Source organism: Streptomyces sp. P1-3, from assembly GCF_050613155.1.
GTDB lineage: Bacteria > Actinomycetota > Actinomycetes > Streptomycetales > Streptomycetaceae > Streptomyces.
Window position 1 is genome coordinate 5,876,642 of the sequence record NZ_CP192512.1, and the last position, 25,314, is coordinate 5,901,955.

General features: G+C 72.7%; 24 protein-coding genes and 1 riboswitch. Of the genes, 12 read left to right on the forward strand and 12 right to left on the reverse strand.

Features of this window, described 5'->3' with window-relative positions:
- Positions 1-75: 75 nt before the first annotated feature.
- From macS to ACQUSR_RS25065, 3 genes are all read left to right on the forward strand, one after another.
- Positions 76-1,362, forward strand: a complete 1,287-nt coding sequence (macS, locus tag ACQUSR_RS25055) for a MacS family sensor histidine kinase (protein ID WP_431044862.1) — start codon at positions 76-78, stop codon at positions 1,360-1,362.
- Positions 1,363-1,365: 3 nt separating this feature from the next.
- Complete coding sequence (locus ACQUSR_RS25060) at positions 1,366-2,058, forward strand: response regulator (protein ID WP_431044863.1); 693 nt, start codon at positions 1,366-1,368, stop codon at positions 2,056-2,058.
- 131 nt (positions 2,059-2,189) lie between these two features.
- Complete coding sequence (locus tag ACQUSR_RS25065) at positions 2,190-3,218, forward strand: 6-phosphofructokinase (protein ID WP_431044864.1); 1,029 nt, start codon at positions 2,190-2,192, stop codon at positions 3,216-3,218.
- Positions 3,219-3,478: 260 nt separating this feature from the next.
- Here the strand turns inward: ACQUSR_RS25065 and ACQUSR_RS25070 are convergent, their stop codons facing one another.
- Complete coding sequence (locus tag ACQUSR_RS25070) at positions 3,479-5,407, reverse strand: anthranilate synthase family protein (RefSeq protein ID WP_431044865.1); 1,929 nt, start codon at positions 5,405-5,407, stop codon at positions 3,479-3,481.
- A gap of 93 nt (positions 5,408-5,500) precedes the next feature.
- A complete protein-coding gene (locus tag ACQUSR_RS25075; protein WP_431044866.1) occupies positions 5,501-5,623 on the reverse strand; it encodes a trp operon leader peptide in 123 nt (40 codons plus the stop codon).
- A 46-nt stretch (positions 5,624-5,669) separates the two neighbouring features.
- On the opposite strand from ACQUSR_RS25075, the gene ACQUSR_RS25080 reads away from it, so the two are divergent.
- The gene (locus ACQUSR_RS25080) at positions 5,670-7,019 is read left to right on the forward strand and encodes a class II 3-deoxy-7-phosphoheptulonate synthase (protein ID WP_431044867.1); all 1,350 of its coding nucleotides are present in this window, start codon (positions 5,670-5,672) and stop codon (positions 7,017-7,019) included.
- Between the two features lie 123 nt (positions 7,020-7,142).
- Complete coding sequence (locus ACQUSR_RS25085; RefSeq protein ID WP_431044868.1) at positions 7,143-7,397, forward strand: (2Fe-2S)-binding protein; 255 nt, start codon at positions 7,143-7,145, stop codon at positions 7,395-7,397.
- A 9-nt stretch (positions 7,398-7,406) separates the two neighbouring features.
- Here ACQUSR_RS25085 and bfr read toward each other — a convergent pair whose 3' ends face one another.
- Positions 7,407-7,892 (reverse strand): bacterioferritin, encoded by a 486-nt coding sequence (gene bfr, locus ACQUSR_RS25090; RefSeq protein WP_431044869.1) that lies wholly within the window; start codon positions 7,890-7,892, stop codon positions 7,407-7,409.
- A 200-nt stretch (positions 7,893-8,092) separates the two neighbouring features.
- On the opposite strand from bfr, the gene ACQUSR_RS25095 reads away from it, so the two are divergent.
- Positions 8,093-8,716: a sulfite oxidase-like oxidoreductase gene (locus ACQUSR_RS25095; protein ID WP_431044870.1), complete on the forward strand. Its 624-nt coding sequence runs from the start codon at positions 8,093-8,095 to the stop codon at positions 8,714-8,716.
- 47 nt (positions 8,717-8,763) lie between these two features.
- On the opposite strand, the gene ACQUSR_RS25100 is transcribed toward ACQUSR_RS25095, so the two are convergent.
- The 5 genes from ACQUSR_RS25100 to thiO form a co-directional block, all read right to left on the reverse strand.
- Positions 8,764-9,639 carry a deoxyribonuclease IV gene (locus tag ACQUSR_RS25100; RefSeq protein WP_431047826.1) on the reverse strand — a complete coding sequence of 292 codons (876 nt, stop codon included), beginning with the start codon at positions 9,637-9,639 and terminating at the stop codon, positions 8,764-8,766.
- A gap of 16 nt (positions 9,640-9,655) precedes the next feature.
- Entirely contained in the window at positions 9,656-11,587 is a 1,932-nt protein-coding gene (pknB, locus tag ACQUSR_RS25105; RefSeq protein WP_431044871.1) for a Stk1 family PASTA domain-containing Ser/Thr kinase, read from the reverse strand.
- Between the two features lie 116 nt (positions 11,588-11,703).
- The gene (locus tag ACQUSR_RS25110) at positions 11,704-12,498 is read right to left on the reverse strand and encodes a thiazole synthase (protein WP_431044872.1); all 795 of its coding nucleotides are present in this window, start codon (positions 12,496-12,498) and stop codon (positions 11,704-11,706) included.
- A gap of 2 nt (positions 12,499-12,500) precedes the next feature.
- Positions 12,501-12,701 (reverse strand): sulfur carrier protein ThiS, encoded by a 201-nt coding sequence (thiS, locus tag ACQUSR_RS25115; protein WP_431044873.1) that lies wholly within the window; start codon positions 12,699-12,701, stop codon positions 12,501-12,503.
- Positions 12,698-13,873 (reverse strand): glycine oxidase ThiO, encoded by a 1,176-nt coding sequence (gene thiO, locus ACQUSR_RS25120; protein ID WP_431044874.1) that lies wholly within the window; start codon positions 13,871-13,873, stop codon positions 12,698-12,700. The genes thiS and thiO overlap by 4 nt, the downstream gene beginning before the upstream one ends.
- Positions 13,871-13,985, reverse strand: a riboswitch (TPP riboswitch). It overlaps the preceding gene by 3 nt.
- Positions 13,986-14,180: 195 nt before the next feature.
- Between thiO and ACQUSR_RS25125 the strand changes: the two genes are divergently transcribed.
- The 5 genes from ACQUSR_RS25125 (at position 14,181) to ACQUSR_RS25145 (ending at position 18,741) form a co-directional block, all read left to right on the forward strand.
- Positions 14,181-15,389 (forward strand): NAD(P)/FAD-dependent oxidoreductase, encoded by a 1,209-nt coding sequence (locus ACQUSR_RS25125; RefSeq protein ID WP_431047827.1) that lies wholly within the window; start codon positions 14,181-14,183, stop codon positions 15,387-15,389.
- Positions 15,390-15,513: 124 nt separating this feature from the next.
- Positions 15,514-15,879, forward strand: coding sequence for an Rv2175c family DNA-binding protein (locus ACQUSR_RS25130; protein WP_431044875.1), 366 nt, complete (start codon positions 15,514-15,516; stop codon positions 15,877-15,879).
- A 117-nt stretch (positions 15,880-15,996) separates the two neighbouring features.
- Positions 15,997-16,674 carry a thiamine phosphate synthase gene (thiE, locus tag ACQUSR_RS25135; RefSeq protein ID WP_431044876.1) on the forward strand — a complete coding sequence of 226 codons (678 nt, stop codon included), beginning with the start codon at positions 15,997-15,999 and terminating at the stop codon, positions 16,672-16,674.
- Between the two features lie 138 nt (positions 16,675-16,812).
- Positions 16,813-17,733 carry a methylenetetrahydrofolate reductase [NAD(P)H] gene (metF, locus tag ACQUSR_RS25140; protein WP_431044877.1) on the forward strand — a complete coding sequence of 307 codons (921 nt, stop codon included), beginning with the start codon at positions 16,813-16,815 and terminating at the stop codon, positions 17,731-17,733.
- Positions 17,734-17,772: 39 nt separating this feature from the next.
- Positions 17,773-18,741 carry a hypothetical protein gene (locus ACQUSR_RS25145; protein ID WP_431044878.1) on the forward strand — a complete coding sequence of 323 codons (969 nt, stop codon included), beginning with the start codon at positions 17,773-17,775 and terminating at the stop codon, positions 18,739-18,741.
- A gap of 142 nt (positions 18,742-18,883) precedes the next feature.
- Here ACQUSR_RS25145 and ACQUSR_RS25150 read toward each other — a convergent pair whose 3' ends face one another.
- The 4 genes from ACQUSR_RS25150 to ACQUSR_RS25165 all read right to left on the reverse strand — a co-directional run bounded on the left by ACQUSR_RS25150 (position 18,884) and on the right by ACQUSR_RS25165 (position 24,475).
- Positions 18,884-20,434, reverse strand: coding sequence for a phytoene desaturase family protein (locus tag ACQUSR_RS25150; protein WP_431044879.1), 1,551 nt, complete (start codon positions 20,432-20,434; stop codon positions 18,884-18,886).
- Positions 20,435-20,860: 426 nt separating this feature from the next.
- The gene (locus ACQUSR_RS25155) at positions 20,861-21,490 is read right to left on the reverse strand and encodes a TetR/AcrR family transcriptional regulator (protein WP_431044880.1); all 630 of its coding nucleotides are present in this window, start codon (positions 21,488-21,490) and stop codon (positions 20,861-20,863) included.
- A 125-nt stretch (positions 21,491-21,615) separates the two neighbouring features.
- Positions 21,616-23,703 (reverse strand): YhgE/Pip family protein, encoded by a 2,088-nt coding sequence (locus tag ACQUSR_RS25160; protein WP_431044881.1) that lies wholly within the window; start codon positions 23,701-23,703, stop codon positions 21,616-21,618.
- On the reverse strand, positions 23,675-24,475 hold the full coding sequence (locus ACQUSR_RS25165; protein WP_431044882.1) for an ATP-binding cassette domain-containing protein: 801 nt from the start codon (positions 24,473-24,475) through the stop codon (positions 23,675-23,677). The genes ACQUSR_RS25160 and ACQUSR_RS25165 overlap by 29 nt, the downstream gene beginning before the upstream one ends.
- Positions 24,476-24,694: 219 nt before the next feature.
- Between ACQUSR_RS25165 and ACQUSR_RS25170 the strand changes: the two genes are divergently transcribed.
- The gene (locus tag ACQUSR_RS25170; protein ID WP_431044883.1) at positions 24,695-25,276 is read left to right on the forward strand and encodes an SAV_6107 family HEPN domain-containing protein; all 582 of its coding nucleotides are present in this window, start codon (positions 24,695-24,697) and stop codon (positions 25,274-25,276) included.
- Positions 25,277-25,314 lie beyond the last annotated feature (38 nt).

Here is a 25,314-nt window from a genome sequence, read left to right on the forward strand (position 1 = left end):
GTACCGCCGGGCGGCGCGTGCGCGCGGGCGGCAGCGGTTGCGGCGGCGCCCGCGCGGGGAGGGCGGGGGAGCCGGATGCCGCGGGAGCCAAGGCGCGAGCGCGTCGTGCGCATGTCCGTGGAACAGCCGCTGTGGCATGCGCTCACCGCCTACCGGGTGCTGACGACGCTGTACGCGCTCGCGCTGTACGCGTTCGCGTACCACCACTACGACCATCCGCTGGGCGCGGGCGCGTACCTGCTCGTGCTGACCGTGTGGACGGCCGTCACCGTGCGCAAGGTCTCCTCGGCCGAGCGCTGCACGATGCGCTTCCTGGTCGCCGATCTCACCATCGCGGTCGTCGGCATCCTGCTGACCCCCGTGGTGGACACCCACGACCGCATCGCCGACGGGGCGCCCACGCTGCCGTCGATATGGACCGCGGGCGCCGTCCTCGGCTTCGCGATCAAGGGCGGCTGGCGGTGGGCCGCGTGGACCTCCGCGGTCGTCGCGGTGGCCAACATCGCGGAACGCCGCGAGTTCGCCCAGGACAGCATCCACTCGGTGGTGCTGGTGTGGGTGGCGAGCGTGGCCATCGGCTACGTCGTCGAGGTGGCCCGGGCCAGTGAGCGCACCCTGGCCCGCGCGCTCCAGATCGAGGCCGCCACCCGGGAGCGTGAGCGGCTGGCCCGGGACATCCACGACAGCGTGCTCCAGGTGCTGGCGATGGTGCAGCGGCGCGGCGCCGCGATCGGCGGCGAGGCGGCGGAACTCGGCCGGATGGCGGGGGAGCAGGAGATCGCACTGCGCACCCTGGTCGCGGGCGGGCTGGTGGGTGCCCGACGTCCGATGGACGACGCACACGCCGCGTACGGCGGACACGAGGCGCTGGAGAAGTCCCGGACCGCGGCTGCTGGGGTCTCGGCCATGGTCCCGGCCACCGTGGCGGCACCGGCCGCCTCGGCCGCGGGCGGCCCCGACGACGCCCCCTGCGACCTGCGGGCGCTGCTGGCCCCGTACGCCGGGTCCCGGGTGACGTTCTCCGAGCCCGGTGCGCCCGTGCTGCTGACGGCAGCCGCCGCGGCGGAACTGGCGGCCGCCGTCGGCGCGGCCCTGGACAATGTGCGGGTGCACGCGGGAGCGGAGGCCCGCGCGTGGATCCTGGTGGAGGACGAGGCGGACGCGGTGACGGTGACGGTGCGGGACGACGGACCGGGCATCCCGGAGGGGAGGCTGGCCGACGCCGAGCGCGAAGGGCGCCTGGGAGTGGCCCTGTCGATCCGCGGCCGGCTGCGTGACCTCGGCGGCAGCGCCGAGTGGTTCTCGGCGCCCGGCCAGGGCACCGAGGTGGAGTTGAGGGTTCCGCGGGGCGGGAAGGTTTAGACGATGAGCGGTACGCCGGAGGACCGGACCGACCGGGCCGTGACGGTGATGGTGGTCGACGACCACCCGATGTGGCGGGACGCGGTCGCCCGCGATCTGGCCGAGGCGGGTTTCGACGTGGTGGCCACGGCCGGTGACGGCCCGCAGGCGGTGCGCCGGGCCAAGGCGGCCGAGCCCGACGTCCTCGTCCTCGACCTCAATCTGCCCGGGCTGCCCGGCGTCCAGGTCTGCAAGGAGCTGGTGGCCGCCGACGCCGGCCTGCGGGTGCTGGTGCTCTCCGCGAGTGGCGAGCACGCCGACGTCCTGGAGGCGGTGAAGTCCGGCGCCACCGGCTATCTGCTGAAGTCGTCCAGTACGGAGGAGCTGCTCGACGCGGTGCGCCGGACGGCCGCCGGCGACGCGGTGTTCACCCCGGGCCTGGCCGGTCTGGTCCTCGGCGAGTACCGGCGGCTGGCCGGCCAGCCCGCGCCCGCCGCCTCCGGCGAGCCCGACGTCCCCCAGCTGACCGAGCGGGAGACCGAGGTGCTGCGCCTGGTCGCCAAGGGGCTGTCGTACAAGCAGATCGCCGAGCGGTTGGTCATCTCGCACCGCACCGTGCAGAACCATGTGCAGAACACCCTGGGCAAACTCCAGTTGCACAACCGTGTGGAGCTGGTGCGGTACGCGATCGAGCGCGGCCTCGACTCTTCCGGGTGAACCCCTCCGCACAACTCCCTTGACTCCCGGTGGAATTCACCTCCCACCCCATCCCGTGTGACCTGGATCACCGTTAGCGTGACCACGAATCGGGTCCTTACGGGATACCGCACGGGAGAAGGGAAGATGCGATGCGGGTCGGAGTACTGACCGGCGGCGGTGACTGCCCCGGGCTCAACGCGGTCATCCGCGCCGCTGTCCGCAAGGGCGTGCAGGAGTACGGCTATGGCTTCACCGGCTTCCGGGACGGCTGGCGCGGTCCCCTCGAAGGCGACACCGTGACCCTCGACATCCAGGCGGTGCGCGGCATCCTGCCGCGCGGCGGCACGATCCTGGGATCGTCGCGGACCAACCCCCTCAAGGTCGAGGACGGCATCCGCAAGATCAAGGAGAACCTCGTCAAGCACGAGGTCGACGCGCTGATCGCGATCGGCGGCGAGGACACGCTCGGCGTCGCGGCGCGGCTCAGCGACGAGTACGGAGTCCGCTGCGTCGGCGTCCCCAAGACCATTGACAACGACCTGTCCGCCACCGACTACACCTTCGGCTTCGACACGGCCGTCAACATCGCCACCGAGGCTATCGACCGCCTGCACACCACCGCCGAGTCGCACATGCGCGTCCTGGTGGTGGAGGTGATGGGCCGGCACGCGGGGTGGATCGCCCTGCACTCGGGCCTCGCCGGCGGCGCCAACGTCATCCTCATCCCCGAACAGCGCTTCGACGTCGACCAGATCTGCGACTGGGTGACATCGCGGTTCAAGATCCGGTATGCGCCGATCGTGGTCGTCGCCGAGGGCGCCATGCCCAAGGACGGCGACGCGGTCCTGAAGGACGGGACCCTCGATTCCTTCGGCCATGTCCGGCTCTCCGGCATCGGCGAGTGGCTGGCGAAGGAGATCGAGAAGCGCACGGGCAAGGAGGCCCGGACGACCGTCCTGGGCCATGTCCAGCGCGGCGGCACCCCCAGCGCCTTCGACCGCTGGCTGGCCACCCGCTTCGGACTGCACGCCATCGACGCCGTACGGGACGAGGACTTCGGCGTCATGGTCGCGCTGCGGGGCACGGACATCGTCCGGGTGCCGCTGGCGGAGGCCACGGCGACGCTGAAGACGGTGGACCCGTCCTTGTACGCCGAAGCCGGCGTCTTCTTCGGCTGACGGATCCCACCCACCCACCCTGACCTTTGGGACGTGGCCCAGCCCCGCCGCCCACCGGTTTGTGGGCATACGTTCCGCGGGGCGATGGGGGCACCTCCCAGCGGTAGCTGGGGGAGGGTGGGCACAAACCGGCCACCGGCCCGCACCCGCGCACGAGCGGCCATGCCCGGCGGGGGGTGGCGCACCGTCGCCGGGTGCGGGCCGGTTTGTGCCCACCCGTTCCGCCCCTGGCGGACGACTGCCCACAAACCGGCCGGAGGTTACACGCGTACGGCTGCGAGCAGCTCGGCGACGATGGCCGAACCGTTCATCGTGAGGACCGACTCGGGGTGGAACTGGACGCCCGCGAACCCCGGCCCCCGCAGCGCGTGGACGTCGCCCGTCACCGCGTCCCGGCTCACCTCCACCCCCCGCAGGCCCAGCTCCTCGGCCACAGCCTCACCGCACCGCGCGGCAAACGTGTTGTAGAAGCCCACCGTCTCCTCACGCCCGAAGAAGTCGATCCGCTCCTGCGCGCCCTGGAACGGCACCGCCTTGCGGACGATGTCCAGGCCGAGCTCCGCCGCGATCAGCTCGTGTCCGAGGCACACCCCCAGCAGACCTTGCCGGTGCCCGCGCAACAGGTCCGCCGCGAGCCCGCGCAACAGCCGCATCTTCGGGTCCCCGGCCTGCGACGGATCACCCGGGCCCGGCCCCAGCACCACCGGGCCCCGGTGCGCCAGCGCGGCCTCCCGTACGCCCGGCTCGTCGAAGCGCCGCACCGTGACCGCCAGACCCGACGTGCGCAGCAGATGCGCCAGCATCGCGGTGAACGTGTCCTCGCCGTCCACCACCAGCGCGTGCCCCGACAGCCGGGCGGACGCGTCGGGGGTCTGCATCCGCAGCCAGAACGGGGCCAGGTCCGCGCGCCGGGCGGCCAGTGCGGCCTGGACCCGCGGATCGTCCGCGAGCGGGGTCGGCACGGCCGGGGCGGGCCGCGCCGGGACGTCCGCCACGCCCAGCGCGGCGAGTACCCCCGCGGCCTTGGCGTGCGTCTCGGCGACCTCGCCGTACGGGTCGGAGTGGCGCACCAGCGTCGCGCCCACCGGCACCCGCAGCCGCCCGTCGCCGTCGATGTCGGCGGTGCGGATCAGGATGGGCGAGTCCAGGGTCTGCGCTCCGCCCGCGTCGCGGCCCAGCAGCGCCAGGGCACCCGCGTAGTAGCCCCGGCCCGCACCGTCCGGCCCGACGGGCTCGTACCGCTCGATCACCCGGCACGCGTTCTGCACCGGCGACCCGGTGACCGTCGCCGCGAACATCGTCTCCCGCAGCACCTCCCGCACGTCCAGCGACGACCGGCCGCGCAGCTCGTACTCGGTGTGCGCCAGGTGCGCCATCTCCTTCAGCCGGGGGCCGACGACCGCCCCGCCCATGTCGCCGACGGTGCACATCATCTTCAGCTCCTCGTCCACGACCATGGACAGTTCCTCCACCTCCTTGCGGTCGTGCAGGAACTCCAGCAGCCCGGCCACGCTCGCCCCGTCGCGCGGATAGCGGTAGGTGCCGCTGATCGGGTTCATCACCACGGTCCTCCCGGTCATCCGGACATGGACCTCCGGGCTGGCCCCCACCAGCGTCCGGTCGCCCAGGTGCACCACGTACGTCCAGTAGGCCCCGCGCTCACCGGCCAGCAATCGGCGGAACAGCGCCAGCGCGTCGGCCGCCGAGAACCCGGGGATCCGCCCCTCGAAGGTCCTCCGGATCACGAAGTTGGCGCCCTCGCCGGTGCCGATCTCGTCCTCGACGACCCGCCTGACGACCTCGGCGTACTCCGCGTCGTCCACGTCGAACGAGCCGCCCTCGACCTGTACCCGGTGGCCGGGCAGTGCCGCCAGCACCTCCGCCAGCGGCAGTTCGTACCTCTCCTCGGGGCGCAGCACCGCCAGCGGCGTGCCGTCGTCGTACGCGTCGAAGCCGCGCTCGCGGATCTGCCGGAACGGGACCAGCGCCAGGGCGTCACTGGACGCCCCGTCGGCGGGGGCGCCGACCGGCAGCGGGATGTCGGCCAGCCGCTCCACCTCGCTCACCGGTCCGACCAGCACCTCGACGATGTCGTCCGGGTGGCCGGGCGCGCGGCGGCGCAGCAGGGCGAAGGGCGGGCAGTCGGCGGAGAGCAGCCGTCGCACGACGGCGGCGGTGTCGTGGTGCATGTGCGGGGTTCCTTCCGGGAGGAGGGAAACGGCCCGCGCAAATGCCGAAGGCCGCCCCTCGGCGGCCTTCGCGGTGTCTTGGTGCAAGCGCGATCAGTGGGCCGCCGGATGAGCGGTCCACCACCAGTCCATGGTCAGTCGCGCGAACATGCCCCGCACCCTACCCGACCCCGCGGCGCAACGGGCCACGCCGAATGGACGAGTTGTCTCACCCATTGGGCATCCGGCTGAACGGGCACCGGGACCCCTTACTGTTGGCAGCGTGACCGTGAATGCCGAAACCCACGCCGGTGGCAACACCTGGCGCTCCCTTCCCGCGGCGCAGCAGCCCGACTGGCCGGACCAAGAGGCTCTGCGCGATGTGATCGCCGAGCTCGAGTCCTATCCGCCGCTCGTCTTCGCGGGCGAGTGCGACCAGCTGCGCGCCCGGCTGGGAGCTGTCGCGCGCGGTGAGGCGTTCCTGCTCCAGGGCGGCGACTGCGCCGAGGCCTTCGACGCCGTCGGTGCCGACCAGATCCGCAACAAGCTCAAGACGCTGCTCCAGATGGGCGCCGTGCTCACCTACGCCGGGTCCGTCCCGGTGGTGAAGGTGGGCCGGATCGCCGGGCAGTACAGCAAGCCGCGCTCGAAGCCGACCGAGACCCGCGACGGCGTGACGCTGCCCACCTACCGGGGCGACTCCGTCAACGGCTTCGAGTTCACCGCCGAGGCCCGGATCCCGGACCCGCAGCGGCTGAAGCGGATGTACCAGGCGTCGGCGTCGACGCTGAACCTGGTGCGCGCCTTCACCACCGGTGGCTACGCGGACCTGCGCCAGGTGCACGCCTGGAACCAGGACTTCGTGAAGTCCTCCCCGTCCGGTCAGCGCTACGAGGCGCTGGCCCGCGAGATCGACCGGGCGCTGAACTTCATGAACGCCTGCGGGGTGGACCCGGAGGAGTTCAAGACCGTCGAGTTCTACTCCTCGCACGAGGCGCTGATCCTCGACTACGAGTCGGCGCTGACCCGCACCGACTCGCGCACCGGGCAGCTGTACGACGTCTCCGGGCACATGGTGTGGATCGGTGAGCGCACCCGGCAGCTGGACGGGGCGCACATCGAGTTCGCCTCCCGGATCCGCAACCCGATCGGGGTGAAGCTCGGCCCGACCACCACCCCGGAGGACGCGCTGACGCTGATCGACCGGCTGGACCCGGACCGCGAGCCGGGCCGGCTGACCTTCATCACGCGGATGGGCGCGGACAAGATCCGCGACCGGCTGCCGAACCTGGTGGAGAAGGTCAGCGCGTCGGGCGCCCAGGTCGTGTGGATCTGCGACCCGATGCACGGCAACACCTTCGAGGCGGCCTCCGGGCACAAGACGCGGCGTTTCGACGACGTGCTGGACGAGGTCAAGGGCTTCTTCGAGGTGCACAAGAGCCTGGGCACCCACCCGGGCGGCATCCACGTGGAGCTGACCGGTGACGACGTCACCGAGTGCGTGGGCGGCGGCGACGAGATCTTCGTCGACGATCTGCACCAGCGCTATGAGACGGCGTGCGACCCGCGGCTGAACCGCAGCCAGTCCCTGGACCTGGCGTTCCTGGTCGCGGAGATGTACCGGGACCAGTGAGGACCTGACGTGGGTGGGGCGCGGATCACAGCGATCCGCGCCCCGTCGCACTTTTGCCCGGCGGCCAGTGAGGGTAAGGTGAGGTTAACCTTACTGATCATCCGGTCCATCCAGGAGCACCGCGTGTACGTCTGCTCATGCTTCGGCATCACCGAGAAGCAGGTGCAAGAGCATGCGGCCTCCGGTGCCTGCACCCCTCGCCAGATAGCCGGCGCGTGCAAGGCGGGCACGGACTGCGGCTCGTGTGTCCGCCGTATCCAGGCGCTGCTCGGCCGGGGCGCGTGCCCCCGCCGCGAGCTGCTCGACCAGGGGGAGTCCGCCGCCGTGCTGGCCGCCGATCCGGCCCCGGCCGTCCCGATCGCCTCCCGGGCCGCCTGACCTGGACCGTCAGCTGCCCGGGGTCGTCTGCTCGATCAGCTGGGCGATGTAGAGCGGCTCGCCGAGCTTCTCGACGAGCTCCAGCTGGGTGTCGAGGTAGTCGATGTGGTGCTCCTCGTCCGCCAGGATGCTCTCGAAGATGTTGGCCGAGGTGATGTCCCCCTTGGCGCGCATCACCTCGATGCCGCGCTTGAGCCGGTCGATCGCCTCCACCTCGACCTGCCGGTCGGCCTGGAACATCTCGGTGAGGGTCTGGCCGATCCGGACGTGGAAGAGCCGCTGGTAGTTGGGCAGCCCGTCCAGGAACAGGATCCGGTCGGTGAGCACCTCCGCGTGCTTCATCTCGTCGAACGACTCGTGCCGGGTGTACGCGGCGAGCTTGGTCCAGCCCAGGTTCTCCTGCATCTTGGCGTGCAGGAAGTACTGGTTGATCGCGGTCAGCTCGCCGGTGAGCTGCTCGTTGAGGAACTCGATGACCTCGGGGTCGCCCTGCATCGAGGGGCTCCTTCCAATCCAGGCGGGGAACGGCAGATTGCGCGCATCGTCGCACCGCCCCCTCTGGAGAGTCCAGTAAGTTCACGCTTAGTGCGGCTTGCCCGAATAGCCCTCCCGTCTCCCACCACCACCCTCAAAGGAAGAATCTCCCTGTCCTGCGCTGGTCACGACCACCCCTCACGGTCTGACACCATGGAGCCATGGGTCAGTCGGAACACCGCGAGGGGGAGCTCGCACTGTTGCCTCCCGGGCAGCGGCTGCAGCGCGGTTGGCCGGTTACGCACTACGGACCGGTCCCGAAGTTCAAGCCGGACCGCTGGGAGTTCCGGGTCTTCGGTGCGACCGCCGACGGGGACAAGCACACCTGGACGCACGACGAGTTCTCCGCGCTGCCGTACACCACGGTCGTGGCGGATCTGCACTGCGTCACGAAATTCAGCATGCTGGGCGCGGAGTGGGGCGGTGTGGCCGCCCGCACGATCGCCGAACTCGCGCCGCCCGCACCCACCGCCACCCATGTGATGGTCTGGGCCGAGTACGGCTACAGCGCCAATCTGCGGCTCGCGGACTTCACCGGCGAGCGCACGATTTTCGCCACCCACAAGGACGGTGAGCCGCTCACCGCCGAGCACGGCTTCCCGGCGCGGCTGATCGTCCCGCATCTGTACGCCTGGAAAGGCCCGAAGTGGGTCAGGGGCGTTGAGTACATGACCGCCGACCGCCGTGGCTTCTGGGAGGAGCGGGGTTACCACAACATCGGCGACCCCTGGCGCGAGCAGCGGTACTCGTATCAGGAGGAGCCGGGCGACGGCCCCGAGCTGTAACCCGGCACCCGGGGCGGCGGCCGCGTCCCGCGGTTCCCCGGCCGCCCTCAGCCGTCGCGCAGCTCCTTGAGCCGGGCCACGTCGGCCGCGTAGTTCTCCTTGGGGCCCGGGGTCTCGATCACCAGCGGCACGCCCGCCGTCGCCGGATGCCGGAACAGCTCACGGAACGGCTGGGCTCCGATGTGCCCCGCGCCGATGTTCTCGTGCCGGTCCTTGCGGGCACCGGCGACATCCTTGGAGTCGTTGGCGTGGATCAGCTTCAGCCGGCCCTCGCCCACCACCGACACCAGCTCGTCGAGGGTCTGCTTCATCCCGCCGGGCCCCGCCAGATCGTGGCCCGCCGCGAAGACGTGGCAGGTGTCGAGGCAGACGCCCAGCTTCGGGTGGCGGTCCAACGCGTCGAAGTACGGGCCGAGATCCGCCACCACGGAGCACAGGGACGCGCCCTGCCCGGCGGTCGGCTCCAGCAGCAGCCACGGGTCGTCGTCGTGATCCAGCTCGTCCAGCAGCGGCAGCAGCAGCGAGCGGACCTGGGCGAGCGCGGTGGCACGGTCCCGCCCTCCGGTCGCGGAACCGGTGTGCACCACGACCCCCAGCGCGCCGATGGCCCGGCCGCGGCGCAGCGAGTGGCGCAGCGAGACCCCGGAGCTGTCGGCCGTGGCCGGGGTGTGCGAGCCGAAGTTGATCAGGTACGGCGCGTGGATGTACGCCGGGATCGAGCGCTCGGCGCAGCGGGCCCGGAACTCCTCGTCCTGGGCGGGGTTGCCGGGCGGGGTCGCCCAGCCGCGCGGGTTGGCGACGAAGACCTGCACGGTCTCGGCGCCGATGTCGGCGGCGTACGGCAGCCCCGTGCCGGCCAGGCCGCGGGCGGCCACCGGCACATGGGCGCCGATCGGATTGCGGGCGCGGTTCACGCTGTCCACGGTGCCCGCCGGACGCTCAGAAGGCACCGTCGACCTCGATGGTGATCGTGCTGCCCTCGGCGGCCTTCTCGCCCGCCTCCACCGACTGGCCGCTGACCTCGTCGCCGGGGAACAGCAGCGGACGGTCCACCTCGACCTTGAAGCCCAGATCCTCCAGCTCCTTCTTGGCGTCGTCGACGTTGTCACCCTCGACGTCCGGCACCTCGATCATCCGCGGGCCCTTGGAGATGCTCAGCGTGATCGTGTCGCCCCTGGCGCCCTTGCCGCCCTCCGACGGCGACTGCTTGGCGACCGTGCCCGCGTCCTCCTGGGAGAACACCTGCTCCTCGGCGTACTCGACCTTGAAGCCCGCGTCCCGCAGGTCCGACTCGGCGTCCGCCACCGACTCGCCGATGACGTCCGGGATCTCGATCCTCTCGCCCTTGCTGACGGTGATGCCGACGGCGGTGCCCGGGCGGCGGGTGCTGCCCGCGCGCGGGTCGGTGGCGAGCACCTGGTTCTGCGGGGTCTCGTCGCTGAACGCCCGGGTCACGGTGCCGACGCTCAGCCCCGCGTCCTGAAGCTGCTTGCGCGCCTCGCTGAGGGGCATGCCGACGACATTGGGCACGTCGGTCCGCGGCCGCCCCTTGGAGACCTTGATCGTCACGGTTCCGGTGTCGCGGATCCGGGAGCCGACCGCGGGCTTGGTGCCGATGACCTTGCCCCGCTCCGTGACGTCGCTGAACTCCCGGACGACCTTGACCTCCAGGCCCTCGTCGCGCAGCTTCTGCTTCGCCTTGGCCTCGGTCATGTCGATCACGCCGGGGACCTTGGTGAACTGGCCGGAGTTGATGTACCACACGCCCGCGCCGATGCCGAGGAGCAGCAGCACGGCGGCGACCATCGTCAGCACCGGACGCGGCGGCAGCCCGCGCCCGGCTCCGCGCCTGCCCCGCCGGGCCGGGGCGGGGGGCTCCGGCGGCAGTTCCAGGCGGCTGGTGTGCTCCATCCTGTCGGCCCCGGCCGCCATCGGCACCGGGCGCGCGATGACGCTCGTACGGTCCTCGGAGTTGTCGTGCGTGTCGGAGGTCGCCCGCGGCGGTACGAGGTCCAGCTGCGCCTCGGTGAGCTCGGCGCGGGCGGCCCGGGCCAGCCCCAGCAGCTCGACCGCGTCGGCCGGGCGGAGCCCCGGGGCGCGGGCCGTGGCGCCCGCCACCAGGCCGTCCAGTTCGGGCGCGAGCCCCGGCACCGCCGCGGACGGCGGGGCGATGTCCTCGTGGAGGTGCTGGTAGAGGACCTGCGCCGGGGTGCCGCCCGCGTGCGGCTTGGCGCCGGTCAGCATCTCGTACAGGACCACACCGCAGGCGTAGACGTCCGCGCGGGTGTCGGCGGTGCCGTGCTCGATCTGCTCGGGCGCCAGATACGACACGGTGCCCATGACCGAGTCGGTGGAGGTGCTGGTGGCGGTGTCCACGGCGCGGGCCAGCCCGAAGTCGGCGACCTTGACCCTGCCGTCGTCCCCGATGAGGACGTTCTCCGGCTTCATGTCGCGGTGCACGAACCCGGCGCGGTGCGCGGCGCCGAGCGCGGCCAGCACCGGCTCCAGGATGTCCAGTGCGGCGCGCGGCTGCAGGGCGCCGCGCTCGCGCAGCACGTCCCGCAGGGTGCACCCCGCGACGTACTCCATCGCGAGATAGACGTAGGTCCCGTCGGTGCCCTGGTCGTAGACGCCCACCACGTTGGGGTGCGCGAGCCGCGCCACGGACTTGGCCTCGCGGATGAAGCGCTCGACGAAGGCGGCGTCGGCGGCGAGCGAGGGGTGCATCACCTTGAGGGCGAGCACCCGGTCCAGCCGGGTGTCCACGGTCCGGTAGACCGTGGCCATGCCACCGGCCGCGATCCGCGCCTCGACGCGGTACCGGCCGTCGAGCACCTGCCCGACCAAGGGGTCCTGGAGGGTCGTATCCACGACAACGCAGTCTACGAGCCGACTCGCACCGGCCATCTACCCGCCGGTCCAGGCCGCCGTACTGCAGCCGAACGGTGACATGGCCACGGCCGGGGACCGGGCCCCCGGCGGCGCGGTCAGAACGCCGGGCGCTCCGGGTCGAAGTCCGCCCTGCCCTCGGTCGGCGACGAGGCGTGCGCGAAGTGCCGGCGCGGAATCCGGCCCGCGCGGTACGCCAGCCGTCCCGCCTCGACCGCGTGCCGCATGGCTCCCGCCATCAGCACCGGCTCCTGCGCCCGGGTGACCGCCGAGGCGAGCATCACCGCCGCGCAGCCCAGCTCCATCGCCAGCGCGGCGTCCGAGGCGGTCCCGGCGCCCGCGTCGAGGATCACCGGGACCCGCGCCCGCTCGGTGATGAGCTGGAAGTTGTGCGGGTTGCGGATGCCCAGACCGGAGCCGATGGGCGACCCCAGCGGCATGATCGCGGCACAGCCGGCCTCCTCCAGCCTGCGGGCCAGCACGGGGTCGTCGTTGGTGTACGGCAGGACCGTGAACCCGTCGTCGACCAGCGTCTCGGCGGCGTCCAGCAGCTCGACCGGGTCGGGCAGCAGGGTCCGCTCGTCCGCCACCACCTCCAGCTTGATCCAGTCGGTGCCCAGCGCCTCACGGGCCAGCCGCGCGGTCAGCACCGCCTCACCCGCGGTGAAGCAGCCCGCGGTGTTCGGCAGCACGCGGATGCCGTGCCGCTCCAGCACGGACAGCACCGAGCCCTGCACGGTCGGGTCGAGGCGGCGCATGGCCACGGTCGTCAGCTCGGTTCCGGACGCGAGCAGCGCCCGCTCCAGCACATCGAGGCTCGGCGCCCCGCCCGTACCCATGATCAGCCGGGAGCCGAAAGCGGTCCCGGCGATGGTGAGGGGGTCGTCCGCCATGGTCAGCCTCCCTGGACCGCGGTGAGGACCTCGACGCGGTCGCCGTCGCCGAGGCGGGTGGTGGGCCACTGGCTGCGCGGTACGACGGTCTCGTTGACGGCTGCCGCGACCCCGCTGGGGGCGGCGGTGAAGGTGGCCACGAGCCGGTCGAGGGTGAGACCGTCGGGGATTTCGCGCGGCTCACCGTTGACGCTGACGGTCATGCGGACTGCTCCTGATCGGATGCGGGGGAGGCGTGGAAGCGCTGCGGGGAGAACGGGCGGGCCTGCTCGGGCAGCGTCCCGGAGGTCAGCACCTCGGCCATCACATCGCCGGTGACCGGGGTGAGCAGGACGCCGTTGCGGTGGTGGCCGGTGGCCAGATGCAGCCCCGGCAGAGCCGTCGGGCCCAGCAGCGGGGCGTTGTCGGGGGAGCCGGGGCGCAGCCCGGCGCTGGTCTCGGTGAGCGGCAGCTCGGTGATGCCGGGCACCAGCTCGTGGGCGTCGCGCAGCAGCTCGTAGACGCCGCCCGCGGTGACGGTGGTGTCCCAGCCCAGTTCCTCGGTGGTGGCCCCGACGACCAGCTCGCCGTTCTCCCGCGGCACCAGGTAGACGTGTCCGCCGCGCACCACGGCCCGGACCGTCCGGGACAGGAACGGCCCGTACGCGGCGGGGACCCGCAGCCGCAGCACCTGGCCCTTGACCGGGCGGACCGGCGGCAGCACCGCCTCCGGCAGCCCTGCGATCCGCCCGCTGTGGCTGCCTGCGGCCAGCACGGTCTGGCCCGCGGCGAGACGGGTGCCGTCGGCCAGCTCGGCCCCGGTGACGGCGTCCCCGCTCATCTCGACCCGGTCCGCCCGCGCGAGGTGGAAGACGACCCCCGCGCGCCGGCACGCGGTCAGCAGCGCCGCCGCCAGCCGCCGCGGATCGGTCTGGTGGTCGCCGTCCACGCGCAGCCCGCCCTGGACGCCGGGGGCCAGCATCGGCTCCAGACGGCGGCACTCGCGGCCGCTCAGCCACCGCGCGTCCAGCCCGCAGTGCTGCTGGAGTGCGTGCAGCTCCCGCAGGTGGGCGCGGTCGTCGGCGTCGAGGGCGACGGCGAGGGTGCCGCAGGCGCGGAAACCGGTGTCCTGGCCGCTCGCCTCCTCCAGCTCGGCCGTGAAGTCCGGGTAGCGGCGCGCGGAGGCGAGATTGAGGCCGAGCAGCGTCTCCTCGCCGTAGTGGAGTTCGGTGACGGCGGCCAGCATCCCGGCCGCCACCTGGGCGGCGCCGCCGCCGGGCGCCGGATCGGCCACCGCCGTGCGCAGCCCCCGCTGCGCCGACCGCCAGGCCGTGACCAGGCCGATGATGCCGCCGCCGACCACGAGGACGTCGTACGGTCTGTCCGTTGCGTGCATGGGCTTTCTCGCCCCTCCCTTCGCCGGCATGACCCGGATCAGGTTCGTACGGTCGGAGGCCGCCTCAGCCTCCCTCTCAGCCCGGTGCGTCCGGGCTCCCGCGAGTGCGTGTGCCGACACCCTAGTACGCCCGCCGAATCGGCCGGAAGGGCGAGCGGAGCCTCCCGGGGAGCTGACGATGTGCCAGAGATCTCCTCGCGCGGTGCTCCGGCCGACCTACGATGATCAGGTGACTGATGGGCTGAGCGAGCGGAAGCAGACCGGGACGGACGGCGGCGGGCCGGGTGTCGTGATCGCCGGCGCCGGGATGGCCGGTGTCCAGACCGCCGTCGCGCTGCGCGAGGAGGGCTGGTCCGGCGCCATCACGCTGCTGGGCGCCGAGCCCCACCAGCCGTACGACCGGCCGCCGCTGTCCAAGGGGCTGCTGCTGGGCAAGGCCGAAGGCGCCACGTTCGACGTGGACTTCGCGGCGCTCGGCGTCGAGCTGCGACTGGGCAGCCGGGCCACCGGAGTGGACCTGGAGCGGCGGCGCCTGCGGACGGACGCCGGTCCGCTGCCGTACGACCACCTGGTGATCGCCACCGGCGCCGAGCCGATCTCCCTGCCCGGCACCGAGCAGCTGCCCGGCGTCCATCTGCTGCGCACCCTCGACGACGCGGAGCGGTTGCGCCCGGTCCTGGCCGCGCAACACGACATCGTGGTGGTCGGCGCGGGCTGGATCGGCGCGGAGTTCGCCACCGCGGCGCGCGAGGCGGGCTGCTCGGTGACGGTCGTCGAGGCCGCGGAGCGGCCGCTCGCCGGAGCGCTGCCGCCCGAGGTCGCCGCGTACATGGCGGGTTGGTACCTGGACAGCGGCGCCGAGCTGATCACCAGCACGCGGGTCGCCGCGGTCGAGGAGGGCGGTGTGCTGCTGGCCGGGAGCGCCGCCCGGGCCGAAGGCCCCGGGGGAGGGCGGCGGCTGCGGGCGGACGCGGTACTCGTCGGCATCGGCGCCCGGCCCGCGACCGGCTGGCTGGCCGGCTCGGGCATCGAACTGGCCGCGGACGGGTCCGTGCTCGCGGACGAGCGGCTGCGGACCTCGGCGCCCGACGTGTACGCCGTGGGCGACTGCGCCTCGTTCCCGTCCGCCCGCTACGGCCGGCGGCTGCTGGTGCACCACTGGGACAACGCGCTGCAGGGGCCGCGGACCGTGGCCGCCAACCTGGTCGGCTCGCAGCGGCCGAACTTCGTCGGCGCGGTGTACGACCCGGTGCCGTACTTCTGGTCCGAGCAGTTCGGCCGGTTCGTGCAGTACGTGGGCCACCACGCCGACGCCGACGAACTGGTCTGGCGCGGCGACCCGAGCGGTGCGGCGTGGAGCGTGTGCTGGCTGCGGGAGGGCGCCCTGATCGCTCTGCTGGCGGTGGGCCGACCGCGTGACCTGGCGCAGGGCCGCAAGCTCATCGAGAGCGGCGCGGAGATCGACCGGGCGAAGGCGGCGGACGCGTCAGTTCCGCTCAAACTCGCGGCGCTGTGAGCCCGGCGGCTCCTGCGGGGCACGCCGCGCGACGCCGTCGGGACCCGGCGGGGCGGCCGGCGGAGTGACTCCGGGGCCGCGGAGCGTTCGCCGGTTGTCAGTCCCGGATGGCAGGCTTGGCCCCGTGACCGAGATTGACGCAAAGACCGATGCTCTCGTGCCCGCCTGGCTCACCCTTCCCGACATCGCGGAACGGCTGGACGTCGAGGTGACCCGTGTCCGGCAGCTGGTCAAGGAAGGCCAGCTGATCGCCGTGCGCCGTGGCGAGAACCGGGTGCTCCAGGTGCCCGCCGACTTCATCGGAGACGGAAAGGTCGTCAAGGGGCTCTCCGGGACCCTGACGCTGCTGAAGGACGACGGCTTCAGCGACGAGGAGATGCTGGAGTGGCTGTTCACTCCGGATCCGACCCTGCCCGGCACCCCCGCACAGGCCCTGCGCGAGAATCGCGGCACGGAGGTGAAGCGCCGTGCCCAGGCGCTCGCCGTCTGATCCGGCACCAGGGCACCTGATCCAGCACTGGCCGCCCGCCGTCCGATCCTGAGAACCCACCGGTGTACGGGCCGGGGCGCCCGGCCCGTACACCGCCTACCCGGGGGGAGCGCACCCATGGCCCTTGCCGCCGACGCAGCACGCCGACAGCTGGCCGACGCCCGGCTGTATCTGTGCACCGATGCGCGCAAGCGCCAGGGTGACCTGCCCGAGTTCCTCGACGCCGTGCTCGCCGGCGGCGTCGACATCGTCCAGCTGCGCGACAAGGCCATGGAGGCGGGCGAGGAACTGGCGCACCTCGCCGTCTTCGCCGACGCCTGCCGGCGGCACGGCAAGCTCCTGGCGGTCAACGACCGGGCGGACGTCGCGCACGCCATCGGCTCGGACGTGCTGCACCTGGGCCAGGGGGACCTGCCGGTCCCGGCCGCCCGTGCGGTCCTCGGCGAGGACCTGCTGATCGGCCGCTCCACCCACGCCGAGGCGGAGGTGGACGCGGCGATCTCCGAGGACGGCGTGGACTACTTCTGCACCGGTCCGTGCTGGCCCACCCCGACCAAGCCGGGGCGGCACGCCCCCGGCCTCTCGCTGGTGCGGTACACGGCGGAGCGCGCCCCCGCCCGCCCCTGGTTCGCCATCGGCGGCATCGACGCCGGCAATCTGGACGAGGTGCTCGCGGCCGGGGCGCGGCGGGTGGTCGTGGTGCGCGCGATCACCGAGGCCGACGACCCGGGGGCCGCCGCCGCGGATCTGGCCAAGCGGGTGCGCGGGGCGGCATCGGATCCGTCCGGAATGTGAGACGCCGCACACGGGAGCACGGGTGACGTGGCCGAATATGGACGGCGAACAGTCCGCAGTTCGGACAGCCGCCGGACAAAGCGGTCATATCGCTCTGGTCGGCTGTGCCTGCGCCACCCCGCTGGCTAACCTGCCGATATGGCCCTAGGGACAGCTTCCACCAGGACAGACCGCGCACGTACGGTGCGTGACCTGCTCGCCTCCGGCGAGCAGTCGTATTCGTTCGAGTTCGCCGCTCCGAAGACCGAGAGAGGCGAACGGACCCTGTGGAACGCCATTCGCCGGATCGAGGCGGTCTCACCCACGTTCGTGTCCGTGACCTACGGCGCGGGCGGCTCCTCGCGGGAGGGCACGGTGCGCGCCACCGAGCGCATCGCCACCGACACCACGCTCACCCCGGTCGCGCACCTCACGGCCGTGAACCACTCCGTCGCGGAACTGCGCAACGTCATCGGCCAGTACGCCGACGCCGGGATCCGGAACATGCTCGCGGTGCGCGGCGACCCGCCCGGCGACCCGATGGGCGAATGGGTGCGCCACCCCGACGGGGTCACCTACGCCGCCGAACTCGTGCAGCTGATCAAGGAGTCCGGTGACTTCTGCGTCGGTGTCGCGGCATTCCCCGAAATGCACCCGCGCTCGGTGGACTGGGAGACCGACGTCGGTCACTTCGTCGACAAATGCCGGGCGGGCGCGGATTTCGCGATCACGCAGATGTTCTTCTACGCGGAGGACTATCTGCGGCTGCGCGACCGGGTGGCGGCGGCGGGCTGCGACACCCCGATCATCCCCGAGATCATGCCGGTCACCAACGTCCGCCAGATCGAGCGGTTCGCCCAGCTCAGCAACGCGGCGTTCCCGCCCGAGCTGGCTGAGCGGATCCTCGCGGTGCAGGACGACCCGGCCGCTGTACGCTCGGTCGGAATCGACTACGCGACGAATCTGTGCGCGCGGTTGATGGCCGAGGAGATCCCCGGGCTGCACTTCATCACCCTGAACCACTCCACGGCGACCCTGGAAATCTACGAGAATCTCGGACTGCACCAGCGGTCCGGATGACGACGGCCGGCGCACGGCGGCCGTCCGGGAGGGGCGCAGATGGGCTGGACGGTCCTCTACATCGCGTTCGGCGTCGTCGCGCTGTGGCTGCTCGCCGAGGTACTGCTACAGCACAAGGCACGGCTGCGCTGGCGGCTGGTCGCGTTCGCCGGCTTCCTCGGTGTGGTGGCCGGTGTGCTCCTCTCGAACGTGATCGTGATCGGGGCGGGCGCGGCGGCCTTCGCCGTCGGCCAGACCTATGTGACCCTCTCCTTCCGGCGCGGCTTCACCGCCGGCTGGGCGATCAACCTCCCGCGCGGCGGGGCCGGGCGCTCCTCGGCCCCGCCGGTCAGCGAGCCGACGCTCCAGGTCTCGGACCTGGAGGCGGTGCCGGCCGCCCCGGAGGAGCCGCCCGCCGCCCCGCAGCAGCCGCCGCTGCCCACGTACCAGCCGGAGCCGCTGCCCGACGACGACACCGGCGGGTACGCCGCGTACCGGGACCCGGAGCCCGCCGCGGCGCAGCCGCCGTACGGGGCGCAGGAGCCCGGCTACGGCGGCTACGACTCCTACGGCGGCACGTACGGCGGTGAGTCCTTCGGGGCCGACTCCTACGGCGCCGCTCCGTACGGCGGCGACCCCTATGGCGGTTACGGCTCCCCGGCCGCCGGGCAGGACGCCGGCCAGGACCCGCTGACCGGCGCCGGAACGCAGGGCTACGCCGCCACAGGCTCCTACGGCTACGACGCCGGGGCGGGCACGTACGCCACCGAGGCGGGCGGGTACGGCGCCTACCCCGACCCGTACGCCGAGGGCCAGCAGCAGCCGTACGGCGGATACGACCAGGCCTACGACCCTTACGCGCAGCAGCAGTACGGCGCGGGGGCCGATGACCACTACGCCGCCGCCCAGGACGGCTATCCGGCGCCCGCGGACGGCGCCTGGGTCCCCCAGCAACGCGACGGCGAGCCCCCGCAGCCCTACCCGTACCAGCAGGGCTACGGCGGCTACGACGAGCAGCACCGCTACTAGGTCCGCGAGCTTCCCCGGACTTCGCGCGGGAGACACCACGGGCCGGCTCCTGGGGGTCCCGGACGGAGTCCGGGGACGGACTCCTCGGCGAACTACGGGGGCGCGGACCGTGGGCCGGGGCGAGGCCCCGGGCCCGAGGGCGTCACTGCGAGCCGCGCCAGTCCGCACCCTCGACGATCAGACCCGCCACCATCGCGCCCGACATCCCGGCGTGGGCCAGTCCGCCGCCCGGATGTGCTCCGCCGCCCGCCAAATAGAGCCCCGGTATCCGGCTGAGGTTGGCGGGCCGCAGGTGCCTGCCGCCCGCTCCGGCCAGTGCGGGAGCGGGCACCGCGCCGCCCTCCGCGCCCGTGTCCGCCGCCGTGTCGTACGGCGTGCGCACCTCCCGCCACAGCACGCGGTCCCGCAGGCCCGGTATCGCGGCTTCGGCGGCCGCCACCATCCGGTCCGCCTCCCGCCCCGCGATGTCCGGGTCCGACCAGTCCACCGGCCCGTGCGCGGCGACGGTCGCGGTGAGGGTGACCGCCTCGTGCTCCCCGTCCGGGCGGGTCCCCGGATCGTCCGGGCGCAGCACCGTCACGGTCCTGCTCCGGCAGGCCGCCCCCGCCCCCTCCCCCGAACCGTCGCCGAAGACGGACGCGAGCTCGGCGCCGCGATCGGCCGCGTGGACCACGGTCCGGTGAGCGGTGTCGCCCGGCCGTGCCCCGCGCAGCGCCAGGAGCACCACGAGCCTGCCGGACGCGCCGCTCGCGGAGCCGCCGTCCGGCGGCTGGACGTCACCGTCCTGCCAGGCCCGCGCCCCGCCGAGCAGCCGCGGCAGCACGGCCGGATCGACGCCGCACACGACGGCGTCGGCGGCCACCGGTGTCCCGTCCGCCAGAGTCAGACCCGCCGCCCGCCCGTCCTTCTCGACGATCGCCGCGACCTCGGCGCCGAAGGAGAACTCCACCTTCCGCGCCCGGCAGCGCTCGTACAGCGCGTCGGCCAGCGCGCGCATCCCCCCGAGCGCGTACCAGCTGCCGAAGGTCTGCTCCAGATACGGCAGCACAGTGGCGCTCGCGGGCGCGGTGCGCGGGTCCAGGCCGTACGCCAGCGCGTAACTCTCCAGCAGGGCGACCGGGCCCGCGTCCCGCAGTTCACGCGAGGCGATCCGCGCCAGGGTCCCGGGCTGCGCGCCGCGGCCCAGGCGCAGCCAGCCGCGCCGGGCCACCGCCGGATACGGATCGTGCTCCAGCGCCTGCCGGTCGGTGCGCAGCGGCTCCTCCAGCAGCGGTCTGCGGGTGGCGTCCCACGCCTCGCGCGCCCGGTTGACCAGGTCGCCCCAGCGCTCGCCCGAGCCCGCGCCGAAGGCCTCGTCCAGGGCCCGGACGACTCCGGCGCGTGACGCGTTGGGCAGCCGCAGATCCGTTCCGTCGGGAAAGACATGCCGGCTGGCCGGGTCCACCTGGGAGAGCTCGACGCAGCTCTCCAGGCTCTCCTTGCCGGTCTTGATGAACAGGTCGCGGTAGACCGCCGGGAGGTGGAGCAGTCCGGGGCCGGTGTCGAAGACGAAACCGTCCCGCGCCAGGCGTCCGACGCTGCCGCCGTGGGTCCGCCCGCGCTCGTACACCGCCACCCGGTGGCCCGCGACGGCCAGCCGGGCGGCGGCCGCCATCGCGCCCATCCCGGCGCCGATCACCGCAATCCGTGCCATGCCTGCGACTTTATCCGCAGCCACTGACAACGCCGCCCGGCACCTGGGGTCGGCACCGGGACCCGCCCCTGGTGATCTCACCTCACGGCTGAGTACGCGTACTCAGGTACCCAGATGAGTAGCCGCGCGGATGGGCCGCCACCGGCCGGCACGGAAGAGTGGTGGCCACGGAAGGGACGCCGCGCCGGAACCGCCGACACGGGGCTGCGGAACGGCGCGGAGTTCCTGACGAACCGGGGGAGACGCCCGCCGGAAGGAGCTATGGGGGCTCCGACGGTGGGCGTACGACGGGGGAAGCAACGGGGGAAGTAAAACCGGGGGAAGCAACGGGGGAGAGAAAATCGGGGGAAGCGCTGTTCCGGTGCGGATCGAGGGGGATCGAGCCGCGCCGGAACAGCGCCGTCACGTGCGGGCGGCGGTCGTCGGCTACGGAGCGTTCTGCGGCAGCGGGCGGCCGCTGACCCTCCCTTGAAGCAGCCGTGACAGCGCGGCGTGCACGTCGTCGATCGAGCGCTCCGGCTGATACGACTGCCAGTCCAGCGCGGCGACCAGCACCATGCCGAACAGCGCGGACGCGGTCAGCGGAATGTCGATCTCCTCGCTCAGCTCACCGGCGGCCACGGCCTCGCGCAGCACGGCCTCGATGACCGCGATGGCGCGCTGCCGGACGATCATGAGGGTGGACTGCCAGGCTCGATTGGTGCGCCACAGCTCCGCGACGTACAGCTGGGTCAGCGACGGATAGCGGGAGATGAAGTCCAGTCCGGCCCGGATCATCGCGTCGAGCGCGTCCACATGGCTGCCGCCGCGCTCGGCGGTCTCGTCGGCGGCGTTCTGGAGCGAGTCGGTGAGCAGCTCGATGCCGTGGCGCAGCAACTCCTCGAAGAGCACGGTCTTGCTGGCGAAGTTGTAATAGACCGTGCCTTTCGCCACCCCCGCGCGATCGGCGATCTCATCGACCGTCGTGGCGGAGAACCCCTTCTCGGCGATGAGCGTGACCGCCGCTTCGAAGAGCTTGCGCCGGGTGGCCTGGCGGCGTGTACTGCTGCTGTCCATAGGGACGATTCTGCCCGCTGAACGGGCCGTTCCGGTCCCGTGCCCCTCTGCCGACCGGGCCGAGGACAGCTCCCCGGACCTGCTGCGGGACCCGTTCCCCGGCCCGATGCGGGGCCCGGTGCCGGTCACAGGCTCAGCTCCGGATGCAGCCGGTCGAGGGACCACACCTGCTTGCGCCGGGCTGACCAGGCGGTGAGCGCGAGCGCCGCCACCGTGAAGGCGGTCAGCACGGTGCACGCTTCCCACACCGGGCCGATACCGCCGCCGGTGATCAGCCGCCGCAGCCCCGCGACGACGTACGTCATCGGCAGGAACGGATGCAGGGCGTTGAAGAAGGCGGGGCTGGTCTGCACCGGGTAGGTACCGCCCGCCGAGGTCAGCTGGAGCATCAGCAGGACGAGGACCAGGATCCGCCCGGCCGGGCCGAACTGGGCGTTCAGCCACTGCACGATGGCGGCGAAACAGGCGGTGACCAGCACCAGGAAGCCGACCGTGCCCGCGGCCCTGGCCATGTGCAGGCCCAGCGAGGACCAGTGCAGGACCGACAGCAGCAGCGTCGCCTGGAGCGCACCGATCGCGGCGACCGGCAGCCAGCCCGCCAGCGCGACCCGCCAGGCGGAGGCGCCCACGGCCAGTGCGCGCCGGTTGAGCGGCTGGATCAGCATGTAGCCCACCATCGCGCCCACCCACAGGGACAGCGGGATGAAGTACGGCGCGAATCCGGTGCCGTAGTTGGGCGCCTTGTGCAACGACTGGGAGGCGAGCCTGACCGGGTCGGCCATGACCTCGGTCCGCGCGTCCCGGTCCCGCTTGCCGTAGTCCGGGATCTTCCCGGCGCCCTTGTGGAGACCGCCCGCCAGCTTCCCGGAGCCGTCGGCCAGCTTGAACAGACCGCCGTCGAGGGTGTTCGCGCCCTCGTGGGCCGTGCCGATGCCCGTGTCCAGGGTGGACGCGCCGCTCTTGGCGGTGGTCAGGCCCGTATGGAGGGTCTTCGCGCCGGCGGCGACCTTGTGGGCGCCCGTGTTGAGCGCCTTGATCTTCGCCACGGCGGTGTCCAGGTCCCCGGCGAGGTTCGGGGCCTTCCCGGCCAGCCAGAGGGCCTTGGTGTGCAGGTCGTCCAGGCGGCCGCCGAGCGTCTCCAGATCGGTGGTGTGGTTCTTCACCAGGGTGTTCACGCTCTGAGCCACATCGGCGGCGGTGTCGGCCGCGTCGGCGGCCTTCTTCAACGCCGGGCAGTCGGCCGCGGGGAGGGTGGCGTCCGTACAGCGCAGCTTGTAGTCGGCGGCGAGCGTGTCGGACGCCGCGCGGGCCTTGGTCGCCGCGGTGGCGGCGGCCTCGGGGAGCTTGTCCAGATCGTCGGACGCCTTCTCGGCGGCGTCGGCGACGAGCTGCGAGACCTGCCCGATCTCCTTTCCGTGCTCCTTGAGGAACGGCCGTACCTTCGCGGAGACTTGGACCGCCTTGTCCGCCAGGGCCTGGGTCCCCTCGGCGAGCTCCCCGGCCCCTGTCTCCAGCGTCTTCGCACCGTTGTCGAGCTTGGTCACGCCGGTCTTGAGGGCACTGCTGCCCTTCTTGGCCTTGGCCAGCCCCTTGGTGAGGCTCTCCGTTCCCTTCTTGGCGTCGCCGATGCCCTTGTCGATCGTGTCGGCGCCCTTGGCGGCCTTCACAGTCTCGCCGTGGATGTCGGAGAAGGAGATGAAGATGTTGTCGTAGAAGCCCCGGGACGCCTTGGTGGACGCGGCCGCGCGCACCTCGGAGAACACCGTCCGGGAGATCTGGCTGACGATGTAGTTGTTGGCGTCGTTGGTCCGCACCCGCAGCGCGCCCGTCTCGGGGTCGCCGCCGGAACTGGAGGCGATCCGCTCGCTGAAGTCGGCGGGCATGGTCAGGGAGAGGTAGTACGTGCCGTCCTCCACGCCCGAGCGGGCCTCGGCGTCGCTGGTCTCGTGCCACTCGAAGGTGTCGCTGTCGAGGAGCTTCCGGGCGATGTCGTCCCCCGCGGTGAGCTTGTGGCCCTGCACGGTGGCGCCCCGGTCGGCGTTGACGAGCGCGACCGGGATCTTGTCCAGCCGGGAGTACGGGTCCCAGAAGGACCACAGGTAGAGCGCGCCGTACAGCAGCGGCAGGAGGAGCAGGGCGACAAGCGCGGCGCGCGGCATCCTTCCCCTGCCGAAGCGCCTCAGCTCAAGCGCGGCCAGCTTCGGTGCCCGCATCGTCGGCCCCCTCCTTGTCGGTCTCGGTGGCGGTCTCGGCCTCGTCGTCCGCCTTCGGCCGCTCGTCGGTCGAGACGACGACCGCTTGCTCGGGAGCCTGGCTGCACACGGCGAGGACGGTGACGCCGTCCGCCGCGACGGCGCGCAGCATCGCCCACGCCTGTTCGCGCTCGGCGTCCGAGAGCTTCAGGTCGACGTCGTCGACGGCGAGCAGCCGGGGCCGACCGATCAGCGCCAGTCCCACCGAGAGCCGCAGCGTCTCCAGGCGTTCCAGGTCGCGTACGGATGTACGCAGCCCCTTGGGCAGCTCTTCCACATCCAGACCGGAGGCATTCAGGGCCGCATCGATCCGTGCCCTGGCCTTGGCCGCCCTCTCGCGGCGCGGCCGCAGCAGGGTGAGCGGCGAACCGCTGAATCTGCGGTCCAGCAGGGCGCGTTCGCGCAGGTGCTCGGCGACGGTCAGGGCCGGATCCAGCTCGCTGACCCCGGGTACGTGGGCGAGCGCGGAGATCCGCCGGACCGCGGACATGTGTCGGGGCAGTCGCAACCCGGCGACCTCGGCGTGTCCGGCGGAGATGCGCATACGGCCCGTGAGCGCGAGCAGCGCGCAGGTGCGGCCCGAGCCGGATGGGCCGGTCACGGCGATCAGCGCGCCGGGCTCCGCGGCGAGGTCGAGGTGGCGGAACGCCCAGCCGCGCGCTCCTTCGACGCCGAGCCCCTCGGCCCGGACCGCCGCTCCGCGCGCGGTGTCCTTCGGCGGGGTGGTGTCCACGAAGCCCTCCCGGTCTCGGAGCGTTCTGGTTGGCTTTTGAACTGACTAGTCAGTTCAAAAGAATTATGCAGCACGGCGCCCAGGCTTCGCGAGGGGGCCTTTCGGGCGAGGTGTTTGCGCAGGTCAGAGCCGATTGTCAGTGGGGTGCCCGACGATGAGGACAGACGGCGGCCACGTCATCGACCGGCGGGTCCGCCTCGCGACGACAGGAGGTTCGTCATGGCCAGGACCGCCGCAGCGCGCCGGCACCGTGCCGCCGGCCCCGCCCCTTCGTTGACCGGACCCGCGGACGACGTCCACCCCGTCCTGCGCCGGTCCGCGGCCCCACCCGCCGCGCTCGACCTTCTCGCCCAGGCCCGTCAGGGCCTGGAGGAAGCCGCTCTGCTCGAAACCGCCAATGAGCGCTTCGCCACCGCCCACCTGGCCGCCCTGCGCACCGCGGCCGCCGTGCTCGCCGTCCGCGGCCGCCCCGAGCCCTCCGCCCGCCGCCGCGCCCGGATCCGCAGCGCCTGGGAGGTGCTGCCGGAGGTCGCGCCGGAACTGACCGAATGGAGCGCCCTGTTCGCCGCCGGGGCAGAGCGCCGGGCCCGCGCGGAGGCGGGCATACCCGGCGCGGCCGGCTGCCGGGACGCCGACGACCTGCTGCGCGCGGTCGGCATGTTCCTGCGCATCGTCGAACGGATGCTGGTCCCGCAACCCGCGCTCCCACGGCGACCGATGGGGGGAGGGGGGGAAGAAGGGCTGAGCGAGAGGAACCACCGGGGCGGCCCGTGCACCATCGGCCCACCGGCGAGGCAATAGGCTGGTGGCGTCGACGTCAGTCACTCGCCGTCACCGCC

What these genes read in the sequence shown, in the direction of transcription:
- ACQUSR_RS25075 (WP_431044866.1), bottom strand. Translation starts at nt 5,623, where the DNA reads ATGGGTGAGACAACTCGTCCATTCGGCGTGGCCCGTTGCGCCGCGGGG.
- ACQUSR_RS25170 (WP_431044883.1), top strand. Translation starts at nt 24,695, where the DNA reads ATGGCCAGGACCGCCGCAGCGCGCCGGCACCGTGCCGCCGGCCCCGCC.
- ACQUSR_RS25160 (WP_431044881.1), bottom strand. Translation starts at nt 23,703, where the DNA reads ATGCGGGCACCGAAGCTGGCCGCGCTTGAGCTGAGGCGCTTCGGCAGG.
- ACQUSR_RS25155 (WP_431044880.1), bottom strand. Translation starts at nt 21,490, where the DNA reads ATGGACAGCAGCAGTACACGCCGCCAGGCCACCCGGCGCAAGCTCTTC.
- metF (WP_431044877.1), top strand. Translation starts at nt 16,813, where the DNA reads ATGGCCCTAGGGACAGCTTCCACCAGGACAGACCGCGCACGTACGGTG.
- ACQUSR_RS25065 (WP_431044864.1), top strand. Translation starts at nt 2,190, where the DNA reads ATGCGGGTCGGAGTACTGACCGGCGGCGGTGACTGCCCCGGGCTCAAC.
- thiE (WP_431044876.1), top strand. Translation starts at nt 15,997, where the DNA reads ATGGCCCTTGCCGCCGACGCAGCACGCCGACAGCTGGCCGACGCCCGG.
- ACQUSR_RS25060 (WP_431044863.1), top strand. Translation starts at nt 1,366, where the DNA reads ATGAGCGGTACGCCGGAGGACCGGACCGACCGGGCCGTGACGGTGATG.
- ACQUSR_RS25150 (WP_431044879.1), bottom strand. Translation starts at nt 20,434, where the DNA reads ATGGCACGGATTGCGGTGATCGGCGCCGGGATGGGCGCGATGGCGGCC.
- ACQUSR_RS25145 (WP_431044878.1), top strand. Translation starts at nt 17,773, where the DNA reads ATGGGCTGGACGGTCCTCTACATCGCGTTCGGCGTCGTCGCGCTGTGG.
- thiO (WP_431044874.1), bottom strand. Translation starts at nt 13,873, where the DNA reads ATGCACGCAACGGACAGACCGTACGACGTCCTCGTGGTCGGCGGCGGC.
- ACQUSR_RS25110 (WP_431044872.1), bottom strand. Translation starts at nt 12,498, where the DNA reads ATGGCGGACGACCCCCTCACCATCGCCGGGACCGCTTTCGGCTCCCGG.
- bfr (WP_431044869.1), bottom strand. Translation starts at nt 7,892, where the DNA reads ATGCAGGGCGACCCCGAGGTCATCGAGTTCCTCAACGAGCAGCTCACC.
- ACQUSR_RS25070 (WP_431044865.1), bottom strand. Translation starts at nt 5,407, where the DNA reads ATGCACCACGACACCGCCGCCGTCGTGCGACGGCTGCTCTCCGCCGAC.
- macS (WP_431044862.1), top strand. Translation starts at nt 76, where the DNA reads ATGCCGCGGGAGCCAAGGCGCGAGCGCGTCGTGCGCATGTCCGTGGAA.
- ACQUSR_RS25095 (WP_431044870.1), top strand. Translation starts at nt 8,093, where the DNA reads ATGGGTCAGTCGGAACACCGCGAGGGGGAGCTCGCACTGTTGCCTCCC.
- ACQUSR_RS25125 (WP_431047827.1), top strand. Translation starts at nt 14,181, where the DNA reads ATGGCCGGTGTCCAGACCGCCGTCGCGCTGCGCGAGGAGGGCTGGTCC.
- thiS (WP_431044873.1), bottom strand. Translation starts at nt 12,701, where the DNA reads ATGACCGTCAGCGTCAACGGTGAGCCGCGCGAAATCCCCGACGGTCTC.